Source organism: Vibrio sp. R10-SG-ISO4, from assembly GCF_059834135.1.
In genome coordinates this window covers 1-12455 of the sequence record NZ_JCBDHJ010000014.1, presented here as the reverse complement: position 1 = coordinate 12455, position 12455 = coordinate 1, and the positions used below count along the sequence as shown (strand labels likewise).

Sequence of the window (12455 nt, the reverse complement as noted above, 5' to 3'; positions counted from 1 at the left end):
CCCTCATTTACTTAAAGGTCGATTCACTTCGATAAGTCGACAAACATCGACCTCTAGGCACTAGGCACTAGGCACTAGGCACTAGGCACTAGGCACTAGGCACTAAATTCTATTCCAAAATACAAAAAAGGCACCCGAAGGTGCCTTTTTTCATGTCGCTGTATGATTACTCTTCAGAAGAGAAACCTGCGTTAAGCAATGCTGCAAGGTTGTCTGTTGCTTGTTCAGCAGATGGACCTTCTTGCTCTTGTGCACGCTTCGCTTGACGATCTTGGTGGTATGCGAAACCGGTACCTGCTGGAATCAGACGACCAACAATCACGTTTTCTTTCAGACCACGTAGCTCATCACGCTTACCAGAAACAGCCGCTTCTGTTAGTACGCGAGTTGTTTCCTGGAACGATGCCGCAGAGATGAACGACTCAGTCGCTAGCGACGCTTTCGTGATACCTAGTAGTTCACGTTCAAAGCGAGCTGGCTCTTTGCCTTCAGCTTCTAGCTGGCGGTTCGCAATCTTCACTTGTGAGTATTCTACCTGCTCACCCGCTAGGAACTCTGAGTCACCAGCGTGTGTGATAGTACACTTACGTAGCATCTGACGAACGATAGTCTCGATGTGCTTATCGTTAATCTTAACGCCTTGCAGACGGTATACTTCTTGAACTTCGTTCGCGATGTATTGCGTCACAGCGTGGATACCACGTAGACGAAGGATGTCATGCGGAGACTCTGGGCCGTCGGCGATCACATCACCACGTTCCACTTTCTCACCTTCGAACACGTTAAGCTGACGGTGCTTAGGAATCATCTCTTCGTAGGTGTCACCACCTTCACGAGTGATCACTAGACGACGCTTACCTTTGGTCTCTTTACCGAATGACACAGTACCTGTGTGCTCAGCAAGGATCGCAGGCTCTTTTGGCTTACGAGCTTCGAATAGGTCCGCAACGCGTGGAAGACCACCAGTGATATCTCGGTTACCACCTGACTTCTGAGGAATACGTGCAAGTGTATCACCCACACCCACTTCAGCGCCGTCTTCGATGTTCACAATCGCTTTACCAGGCAGGAAGTAATGCGCTGGCATTTCAGTACCAGGGATCAATACATCGTTGCCTTGCGCGTCAACAAGTTTGATAGCTGGACGCATATCTTTACCTGCTGCTGGGCGAGCGGCGGCTTCCGTCACTTCGCTTGAAGATAGACCAGTCAAATCGTCGGTTTGACGAGATACAGTTACGCCATCGATCATGTCAACGAACTGGATGCGACCTGCCACTTCAGTGATGATTGGCATGGTGTGCGCTTCCCAGTTTGCCACGGTCTCACCGGACTTCACTGCGTCGCCATCGCCTTTGCTCAATAGAGAGCCGTAAGGCAATTTGTGTTTCTCTTTAGTACGACCGAACTCGTCAATGATCATCATTTCAGAAGCACGAGAGGTGATCACCAGCTTGCCATCTTTGTTGATAACAAATTTCGCATTGCTGAGTTTCACAGAGCCGTCGTTCTTCGCTTGGATGCTGTTCTCAGCCGCAGCTGTCGATGCCGCACCACCGATGTGGAACGTACGCATCGTTAGCTGTGTACCTGGTTCACCGATAGACTGAGCAGCGATAACACCGACTGCTTCACCTTGGTTCACTAGGTGACCACGTGCTAGGTCACGACCGTAACATTGTGCACAACAACCGAAGTCAGCATCACAGGTTACAACAGAGCGTACGCGCATGCTGTCTACTGAGTTCTCTTCCATGATTTGACACCACTTCTCATCGATCAGCGTGTTACGTGGAATAAGAACTTCTTCAGTACCTGGCTTCATCACGTCTTCAGCAACAACACGACCTAGCGCTAGCTCAGTCAGTGCCACTTTAACGTCACCACCTTCGATGTGAGGCATCATGTCGACGCCTTCGTGCGTACCACAGTCATGCTCGGTCACGACAACGTCTTGAGCAACGTCTACGAGACGACGAGTTAGGTAACCCGAGTTCGCTGTTTTCAGTGCCGTATCCGCAAGACCCTTACGAGCACCGTGCGTTGAGATAAAGTACTGAAGTACGTTTAGACCTTCTTTAAAGTTTGCAGTGATCGGCGTTTCGATGATTGAACCATCTGGACGCGCCATCAGACCACGCATACCGGCAAGCTGACGAATCTGTGCGGCAGAACCACGAGCGCCCGAGTCAGCCATCATGTAGATGCTGTTGAACGACTCTTGTTGCTCTTCTTCACCATCGCGGTTAACCACAGTTTCAGAAGAGAGGTTCTCCATCATCGCTTTCGCAACACGATCGTTGGTTGATGCCCAAATATCGATCACTTTGTTGTAGCGCTCACCCGCAGTAACAAGACCTGACTGGTACTGTTCTTGGATTTCGCGTACTTCTTCCTCTGCTTCTGCGATTTCAGTGTACTTCGCCTCTGGTACTACCATGTCGTCGATACCGACAGACACACCAGATAGTGCTGCGTAAGCAAAACCTGCGTACATGATTTGGTCAGCGAAGATAACCGTATCTTTCAGGCCCAGTTTACGGTAAGCCTCGTTCAACAGGTTCGAAATCTGTTTCTTACCAAGCTTTTGGTTCACTAGGCTGTATGGAAGACCTGATGGCACGATTTGCCATAGCATTGCACGACCAATCGTGGTGTCCACGAGTTTGGTTTCAGTGGTGCTGTTGCCGTCTTCATCAACAACGGTTTCAGTAATACGTACTTTTACGCGTGCATGTAGCTCTGCGCTCTTAGTGCGGTATGCCTTTTCAGCCTCTTCTGGGCCAGCAAGGTACATGCCTTCACCTTTCACGTTGATCTTGTCACGAGTCATGTAGTACAGACCCAATACCACGTCCTGAGAAGGTACGATGATCGGATCACCTGACGCTGGCGACAGAATGTTGTTTGTCGACATCATCAGAGTACGAGCTTCAAGCTGTGCCTCTAGAGTTAGAGGTACGTGAACCGCCATTTGGTCACCATCGAAGTCCGCGTTGTACGCCGCACACACAAGTGGGTGTAGCTGAATCGCTTTACCTTCGATCAGTACAGGTTCGAACGCCTGGATACCTAGACGGTGAAGTGTAGGTGCACGGTTCAATAGTACTGGGTGCTCACGGATCACTTCGTCTAGGATATCCCAAACTACCGCTTCTTCACGCTCTACCATTTTCTTAGCAGCTTTGATTGTCGTCGCAAGACCACGAGTCTCTAGCTTGCTGTAGATGAATGGTTTGAATAGCTCAAGTGCCATCTTCTTAGGAAGACCACACTGGTGCAGACGAAGGTATGGACCTACTGTGATTACAGAACGGCCAGAGTAGTCTACACGTTTACCTAGAAGGTTCTGACGGAAACGACCTTGTTTACCCTTGATCATATCAGCAAGAGATTTCAGAGGGCGCTTATTCGAACCTGTGATCGCACGACCGCGACGACCGTTATCTAGAAGGGCATCAACAGACTCTTGCAACATACGCTTTTCGTTACGTACGATGATGTCCGGAGCCGCTAGCTCTAGTAGACGCTTCAAACGGTTGTTACGGTTGATCACGCGACGGTATAGGTCGTTCAGATCAGATGTCGCGAAACGACCGCCGTCTAGTGGTACTAGAGGACGTAGATCTGGCGGAAGAACCGGAAGCACAGTTAGGATCATCCACTCTGGGTTGTTACCCGATTGAACGAACGCTTCAACTAACTTCAGACGCTTAGTGATCTTCTTACGCTTAGTCTCTGAGTTAGTAGACTGAAGCTCTTCACGCATCTCTTCGATTTCAGCAGGTAGATCCATAGACGCTAGTAGGTCTTTGATCGCTTCTGCACCCATCTTAGCCGTGAATTCATCACCCCACTCTTCTAGACGATCCAGATACTCTTCTTCAGTAAGCATCTGACCTTTTTCTAGATCCGTCATACCCGGCTCTGTTACCACGTACATTTCGAAGTAAAGAACACGTTCGATATCACGTAGAGGGATATCCATCAGTAGACCGATACGAGACGGCAGTGATTTTAGGAACCAGATGTGAGCCACTGGTGAAGCAAGCTCGATGTGGCCCATGCGGTCACGACGAACTTTAGTTTGTGTAACTTCAACGCCACACTTCTCACAGATAACACCACGGTGTTTCAGACGCTTGTATTTGCCACAAAGACATTCGTAGTCTTTTACTGGGCCAAAAATACGCGCACAGAACAGACCATCGCGCTCAGGTTTGAACGTACGATAGTTGATCGTTTCAGGTTTTTTCACTTCACCGAAAGACCATGAACGGATCATGTCTGGTGAAGATAGACCGATTTTGATTGCATCAAACTCTTCGGTCTTATGCTGTGCTTTTAGAAAGTTTAATAAGTCTTTCACAATCAGCTCCTGTAAGGAGTTAAAAGATGCCCGCCAAGACAGGCACCTTCTACCAAATAACCCAATTTATCTCTGTCTCAGAGATGGTGGATTACTCTTCGTCTTCTAGCTCGATGTTGATACCTAGCGAGCGAATCTCTTTCAACAATACGTTGAACGATTCTGGCATACCAGGTTCCATGCTGTGGTTACCGTCGACGATGTTTTTGTACATCTTCGTACGGCCGTTCACGTCATCCGACTTAACGGTTAGCATTTCTTGTAGCGTGTAAGCAGCACCGTATGCTTCAAGTGCCCATACTTCCATCTCACCGAAACGCTGACCACCGAACTGAGCTTTACCACCAAGTGGCTGCTGAGTAACTAGGCTGTATGAGCCGGTTGAACGAGCATGCATCTTGTCATCAACAAGGTGGTTCAGTTTGAGCATGTACATGTAACCTACGGTTACCGGACGCTCAAACGCATCACCAGTGCGACCATCAAACAGTGTTAGCTGACCAGATTCTGGTAGATCACCCAGTTTCAGTAGCTCTTTAATTGATGTTTCGTTCGCACCGTCAAAGACTGGTGTCGCGATTGGTAGACCACCACGAAGGTTGCCGATCAGCGTGCGTACTTCGTCATCTGATAGTGAAGCAATGTCCACTTGCTGACGCGTTTCGCCAAGGTCGTAGACTTTCTGTAGGAAGTCACGGAACTTAGCCAGCTCTTGCTGCTCTTTCACCATCTGGTTGATCTTGTCACCGATGCCTTTCGCCGCCAGACCTAAGTGAACTTCTAGGATCTGACCGATGTTCATACGCGAAGGTACACCCAGTGGGTTAAGAACGATGTCGACCGGTTGGCCTTTCTCATCGTATGGCATGTCTTCAACAGGGTTGATCTTAGAGATTACACCCTTGTTACCGTGACGACCCGCCATCTTATCACCAGGCTGAATGCGACGTTTCACCGCGAGGTAAACTTTCACAATCTTCAGTACGCCAGGAGCAAGATCATCACCCTGTGTGATCTTACGACGCTTAGTTTCAAACTTCTTATCGAAGTCCGCTTTTAGCTCGTCCCACTGCTCAGCCAATTGCTCTAGCTGAGTTTGTAGTGCGTCGTCTTCTAGCGTGAACTCAAGCCACTTCTTACGATCCGTTGCGTCAAGTTTCGCTTCCGCGTAGCCACCGTCAATCAAGACAGCTCTCACACGGTTAAGAAGGCCACCCTCAAGAATCTGGAATTCTTCAGTTAGGTCTTTCTTCGCTTCTTTCAGCTGCATCTGCTCAATTTCAAGCGCACGCTTGTCTTTCTCTACGCCATCACGAGTAAAGACTTGAACATCGATGATGGTACCTGAAACAGAGTTTGGTACACGCAGTGACGTATCTTTCACGTCTGATGCTTTTTCACCGAAGATAGCACGCAATAGCTTCTCTTCAGGCGTCAGCTGAGTTTCACCTTTCGGCGTCACTTTACCAACTAGGATGTCGCCACCCTTCACTTCAGCACCGATGTATACGATACCTGACTCGTCAAGTTTAGACAGAGCAGACTCACCTACGTTTGGAATGTCAGCTGTGATCTCTTCTGCGCCAAGCTTAGTATCACGCGCCACACAAGATAGCTCTTGGATGTGGATCGTTGTGAAACGGTCTTCTTGAACGACGCGCTCAGACACTAAGATCGAGTCTTCGAAGTTGTAACCGTTCCAAGGCATGAACGCGATACGCATGTTCTGACCAAGCGCTAGCTCACCAAGGTCTGTTGAAGGACCATCAGCTAGAACGTCGCCACGTAGTACAGACTCACCTGGCATCACACATGGACGCTGGTTGATACACGTGTTTTGGTTTGAACGTGTGTACTTCGTTAGGTTGTAGATATCGATACCCGCTTCGCCAGGAATCAACTCTTCTTCGTTAACCTTAACGACGATGCGCGATGCGTCCACTGACTGGATAACACCACCACGTTTCGCTACCGCTGTCACACCAGAGTCAACCGCGATGTTACGCTCGATACCCGTACCAACGAGAGGCTTGTCAGCCTTCAGTGTTGGAACAGCCTGACGTTGCATGTTCGCACCCATCAATGCACGGTTCGCATCATCGTGTTCTAGGAACGGGATAAGCGATGCAGCGATAGATACAACCTGGTTGGTTGCAACGTCCATGTAATCAACATGTTCGCGTGGGTGTAGACCAGATTCACCTTTCTGACGAGCCGTGATCAGCTCTTCAGCAAATGTGCCTTCTTCAGTCAGAACCGTGTTCGCCTGAGCGATAACGTACTGACCTTCTTGAATAGCAGATAGGTAATCCACTTCGTCTGTTACTACGCCATCAACAACGCGACGGTATGGAGTTTCTAGGAAACCGTACTCGTTACAACGCGCAAACGCAGACAGAGAGTTGATCAGACCGATGTTTGGACCTTCAGGCGTTTCGATAGGACATAGACGACCGTAGTGCGTTACGTGTACGTCACGTACTTCGAAGCCAGCACGCTCACGAGTTAGACCGCCAGGACCCAATGCAGAAATACGACGCTTGTGCGTTACTTCTGATAGTGGGTTGTTTTGGTCCATAAACTGAGACAGTTGTGAAGAGCCAAAGAATTCTTTTACTGCCGCTGAGATAGGCTTAGCGTTGATCAGGTCTTGAGGCATGATAGCATCAAGATCGCCAAGGCTTAGACGCTCTTTAACCGCACGTTCGACACGAACAAGACCAACACGGAATTGGTTTTCAGCCATTTCGCCAACGCTACGGATACGACGGTTACCTAGGTGGTCGATATCGTCCACTTCGCCGATGCCGTTACGGATAGCGATAAGCTTCTTTATCACTTCGATGATATCAGTCTCATCAAGAGTACCTTGCTCACCAGCATCTTCACGTTCGATAGAGCTGTTGAACTTCATACGACCAACAGTCGATAGATCGTAACGCTCTTCAGAGAAGAATAGGCTTTCGAACAGAGCTTCTGCCGCTTCTTTCGTTGGTGGCTCGCCAGGGCGCATCATGCGGTAGATTTCAACTAGCGCAGAGATGCGATCAACGGTGCTGTCGATACGCAAGGTATCAGACATGAATGGACCGTGATCAAGATCGTTAGTAAAGAGCACTTCAAGCGCTTTGTGACCTGCTTGAGACAGGTTCGCGAGTGCTTCTAGGCTAATCTCTTGGTTAGCTGCAACAATGATCTCGCCAGTGGCTTCATTGATGTAATCTTTTGATGCCACTTTGCCTACGATGTACTCAACCGGTACTTCAATATGGTCCACACCATCTTTTTCAAGCTGGCGAATGTGGCGAGCCGTCACGCGACGACCTTGTTCAACATACACCGTACCGTTGGCTTCGATATTGAATGTCGCTGTTTCGCCACGTAGGCGATCAGGGACCAACTCCATCAATAGAGTTTGGTCTTTCACTTCGAAGTTCACCTTCTCAAAGAAGATGTCTAGGATCTCTTCTGTCGTCTTACCTAGTGCGCGCAGAATGATCGAAGCGGGTAGCTTACGACGGCGGTCGATACGTACGTATAGGTTATCCTTAGGATCGAACTCAAAATCAAGCCATGAACCACGGTAAGGGATAACACGTGCGTTATAAAGAACTTTACCCGATGAGTGGGTCTTACCCTTATCGCTGTCGAAGAATACGCCTGGGCTTCTGTGCAGCTGGGATACGATAACCCTCTCGGTACCATTGATTACGAAGGTACCATTGTCTGTCATAAGCGGAATCTCGCCCATGTAGACTTCTTGTTCTTTAATGTCTTTGACAGTACCTGCTGGCGCGTCTTTATCAAAAATAACTAGGCGAAGTTTTACGCGTAGTGGTTTTGAATAAGTAACGCCGCGGATTTGACATTCTTTCACGTCAAATACTGGCTCACCAAGACGGTAGCTAACGTATTGCAGCTCGGAATTGCCGTTGTAGCTCTGGATTGGGAATACAGAACGGAAAGCAGCCTCAAGACCGTATTGCCCCTCAGGATCCTGTTCGATGAATTTTTCGAACGAATCGAGCTGGATCGATAGCAGGTATGGAATGTCCAAAACTTGTGGACGAGTACCAAAGTCCTTACGGATGCGCTTTTTCTCGGTATAAGAGTAAACCATGGGGTTCCTCAGCTCGCTGATAAGTGACCCAAACTGTCTCAAATCATTAGGAGACAGTGACTGAACAACTGTTTAACAGTAGTGACATTTCATAAAGCAACAATGAAATGTTTTTTTGCTTAAGCTTAGGTGACTAAACAGCGGAAAATTCACCTATGCCCTACAGCGCAAAAAGGCCGGTGGTTAGAAAACCACCAGCCATTAGCCGTTAGGCTAAGAAACTATGCAGTAATTACTTAACAGTAACACTTGCACCTGCTTCTTCTAGCTGAGCTTTAAGAGCTTCAGCTTCAGCTTTCTCAACGCCTTCTTTTAGAGGTGCTGGAGCGCCGTCTACTAGAGCTTTAGCTTCTTTAAGGCCTAGACCAGTTGCGCCACGTACTGCTTTGATTACAGCAACTTTGTTACCGCCAGCAGATTCTAGGATTACGTCGAATTCAGTTTGCTCAGCAGCAGCTTCGCCTGCAGCAGCACCGCCAGCTACAACAGCAGCAGCAGCAGATACGCCGAACTTCTCTTCCATCGCTTCGATTAGTTCAACAACTTGCATCACAGACATTTCTGCGATTGCGTCTAGGATTTGCTCGTTAGTAATAGACATAACAATTCTCTTTTAAAATCAACAATAAGTTTAATTAGCAACCAGTAAAAAGCAAGGCTTACGCCGCTGCTTCTTCTTTTTGATCGCGGATAGCAGCGATAGTACGTGCCAACTTGCCAGCAGAAGCTTCTTTCATGCACATCATTAGGCGTGCAATCGCTTCGTCGTAAGTTGGTAGTGTCGCTAGTACTTCAGCGTCAGTTAGCGCGCCTTCAAATGCAGCAGCTTTGATCTCGAAGTCTTTGTTCTCTTTAGCGAAGTCTTTGAAAAGACGCGCTGCAGCACCTGGGTGCTCGTTAGAGAACGCGATGAGAGTAGGACCAGTGAAAGTGTCTGTTAGACACTCGTAGTCTGTACCTTCAACCGCACGACGCATTAGAGTGTTACGAACAACTCGTACGTAAACGCCAGCTTCACGAGCTTGCTTACGTAGTGAAGTCATTGCGCTTACTTCAACGCCACGAGAATCAGCTACAACTGCAGAAAGTGCACCACTGGCAGCTTCGTTGACTTCAGCAACAATTGCTTTTTTGTCTTGAAGGTTTAAAGCCATCTTGGATTTACTCCTGGTTGTTGTTACACCACTCACTATTATCACAACAGTGAGAGCTATTGAGGTGCTTCCCAGAAGAAAGGTAACTATTTACATAGAGCTTTCTGTCAGTTCGGGCACCATCTACGTAGGAGAATTAAGCCTGAAGTTGTAAAACAAATTCAGACACCTACGGTCTTGGACGGAGACTGGGTCATAATTCACAGCCAATTCTTAACGAATTGAATGAACCAAAGTTCAGCCCCAACCACAAATATTAGGCGCAAAATTATACATTAATTTTGCGCCTAAGCAAATATATTATGCTTGAGTGTTCAGGCTAGCCTGATCAACAGCAACACCAGCACCCATTGTTGTAGAGATGCTGACTTTCTTCAGGAAAACACCTTTCGCTGAAGATGGCTTAGCTTTCTTCAGAGCCACTAGAAGTGCTTCTAGGTTCTCTTTGATCTGCTCTGCAGAGAAGTTTGCTTTACCGATAGTCGTGTGGATGATGCCGTTTTTGTCGTTACGGTAACGAACCTGACCCGCTTTAGCGTTCTTAACCGCTTCAGCAACGTTAGGAGTTACAGTACCAACTTTAGGGTTTGGCATTAGACCGCGAGGACCTAGGATAGTACCTAGTTGACCTACAACGCGCATTGCATCTGGAGAAGCAACAACAACGTCAAAGTTCATTTCGCCTTTCTTCACTTGCTCAGCAAGATCTTCCATACCCACTAGATCTGCGCCAGCTTCTTTAGCTGCTTCAGCGTTTGCACCTTGAGTGAACACTGCAACGCGGATATCGCGGCCAGTACCGTGAGGTAGTACAGTTGCACCACGTACGTTCTGGTCAGATTTACGAGCATCGATGCCAAGGTTAACAGCAACGTCTACAGACTCAACGAATTTCGCTGTTGCTAGCTCTTGAAGAAGTGCTACAGCTTCGTTGATTTCGTATTCTTTAGTTACGTCAACTTTTTCGCGGATTACGCGCATGCGCTTAGTTAGTTTAGCCATCTTATTAACCCTCTACCACTAGGCCCATTGAACGAGCAGTACCTGCGATAGAACGCTTCATCGCTTCGATGTCAGCACCAGTCATATCAGCAGCTTTAGTTTCTGCGATTTCTTGGATTTGAGCATCAGTAACAGTACCCACTTTTTCAGTGTTTGGACGACCTGAACCAGACTTAACGCCAGCCGCTTTCTTAAGAAGAACTGCAGCAGGTGGAGTCTTAGTGATGAACGTGAAAGAACGGTCACTGTACACAGTGATAACAACTGGAGTTGGTAGACCTTTCTCTAGAGATTCTGTTTTCGCGTTGAACGCTTTACAGAATTCCATGATGTTCACACCGTGTTGACCTAGTGCAGGACCAACTGGTGGACTTGGGTTTGCCATACCAGCAGCAACTTGCAGCTTGATATAAGCTTCAACTTTCTTAGCCATGATAATTCCTAAATTTTGGGTACAGACGCTATTCGACTGAACAGCTCCCCGTTGATGTCAATACTTGCTACTTTGATTGAAGCTGGGCTTCAGCCAAAATAATAAGGCGCGAAATTATAGTCATAATCCGCGCCCTACACAACCCTAAAAGGTCATTAATTAATCATGTTTTTCAACTTGACCAAATTCAAGCTCAACTGGTGTTGCACGACCAAAAATCGATACAGACACTTTCAGGCGGCTCTTCTCGTAATCCACTTCTTCAACCGTACCGTTGAAGTCAGCAAATGGACCGTCGGTCACGCGAACCACTTCACCCGCTTCGTACATAGTACGTGGACGAGGTGCTTCACTCGCTTTCTCAAGACGATTCAAGATAGCGTCAGCTTCCTTATCAGAGATAGGAGCTGGACGATCTGAGGTACCACCAATGAAGCCCATGACACGCGGCACACTACGTACTAAGTGCCATGATTCATCGTTCATGATCATCTGGACTAGAACATAGCCCGGGAAGAACTTACGCTCAGATTTACGACGTTGACCTGCGCGCATTTCCACAACTTCTTCTGTTGGGACTAGCACTTCACCAAACAGCTCTTCCATGCCATGCATTTTGATATGCTCACGAAGAGACTGAGCTACGCGGCCTTCAAATCCAGAGAAGGCTTGAACCACATACCAGCGTTTTTTAGGAGCTTCACTCATGAATTAAAACCTCTATACCCCAGTCACAAAGGCAACAAGACGAACCATAATGCCGTCAATGCCCCAAAGTGCTAGAGCCATTACAATACTTACAGCTAAAACGATCAAAGTTGTTTGCATAGTTTCTTGGCGAGTAGGCCAAACCACTTTACGAACTTCCATGCGAGATTCTTTAGCAAAATCAATCGCAGCTTTACCTTTCGTTGTTGTAGCAGCCACACCCAATGCCGCAGCGATTAGCACAACAACACCTGCAGCGCGAATCACTACAGAGAGTTCACCGTACAGGTAATTACCCACAACAGCGGCAGCTAGCAGAACAAAAGTGACAATCCACTTAAAGATATCTGCGCTATTTGAGCTTTCAGGAGTTTCAGCATTATTAGCTTTCATAAAACCAGCCTGTCATTAGTCTTAATATAGACGACAACAACCCCGCTGTTGCAGGGCAAATCCATACACGCCAATCATTACTGGTCGACGTACTCTTTATTGATCAAAACGCCCAGTTTTTAATCAAAATTTCTCTGCGTAATGCTTGCATGAACAACAAATCAGCAAACATTATCTTCAGTGCAGAAAAAGGGCATCAAATGATGCCCTCTTTGCTACTGGTTCGTCAAATCTTATTCCAAGATTTTCCGAAGACTTCAGCTAATTTGTCTAAAT

8 protein-coding genes are annotated in these 12455 nt (G+C 47.5%); all 8 read right to left on the bottom strand.

Annotated features, from left to right (window positions below):
* Positions 1-166: 166 nt before the first annotated feature.
* The 8 genes from rpoC to secE all read right to left on the bottom strand — a co-directional run bounded on the left by rpoC (position 167) and on the right by secE (position 12179).
* Entirely contained in the window at positions 167-4369 is a 4203-nt protein-coding gene (gene rpoC, locus AC6R03_RS08640; RefSeq protein ID WP_487903415.1) for a DNA-directed RNA polymerase subunit beta', read from the bottom strand.
* A gap of 91 nt (positions 4370-4460) precedes the next feature.
* A complete protein-coding gene (gene rpoB / locus AC6R03_RS08635) occupies positions 4461-8489 on the bottom strand; it encodes a DNA-directed RNA polymerase subunit beta (RefSeq protein WP_500631030.1) in 4029 nt (1342 codons plus the stop codon).
* Positions 8490-8721: 232 nt separating this feature from the next.
* Positions 8722-9090: a 50S ribosomal protein L7/L12 gene (gene rplL / locus AC6R03_RS08630; protein WP_334555695.1), complete on the bottom strand. Its 369-nt coding sequence runs from the start codon at positions 9088-9090 to the stop codon at positions 8722-8724.
* 58 nt (positions 9091-9148) lie between these two features.
* Positions 9149-9643, bottom strand: coding sequence for a 50S ribosomal protein L10 (gene rplJ / locus AC6R03_RS08625; protein ID WP_487903413.1), 495 nt, complete (start codon positions 9641-9643; stop codon positions 9149-9151).
* A 300-nt stretch (positions 9644-9943) separates the two neighbouring features.
* Positions 9944-10645 (bottom strand): 50S ribosomal protein L1, encoded by a 702-nt coding sequence (rplA, locus tag AC6R03_RS08620; RefSeq protein WP_334555693.1) that lies wholly within the window; start codon positions 10643-10645, stop codon positions 9944-9946.
* Positions 10646-10649: 4 nt separating this feature from the next.
* Positions 10650-11078, bottom strand: coding sequence for a 50S ribosomal protein L11 (rplK, locus tag AC6R03_RS08615; RefSeq protein ID WP_334555692.1), 429 nt, complete (start codon positions 11076-11078; stop codon positions 10650-10652).
* A gap of 159 nt (positions 11079-11237) precedes the next feature.
* The gene (gene nusG / locus AC6R03_RS08610; RefSeq protein ID WP_334555691.1) at positions 11238-11786 is read right to left on the bottom strand and encodes a transcription termination/antitermination protein NusG; all 549 of its coding nucleotides are present in this window, start codon (positions 11784-11786) and stop codon (positions 11238-11240) included.
* A gap of 12 nt (positions 11787-11798) precedes the next feature.
* Positions 11799-12179, bottom strand: coding sequence for a preprotein translocase subunit SecE (secE, locus tag AC6R03_RS08605; protein WP_334555690.1), 381 nt, complete (start codon positions 12177-12179; stop codon positions 11799-11801).
* Positions 12180-12455: the final 276 nt, after the last annotated feature.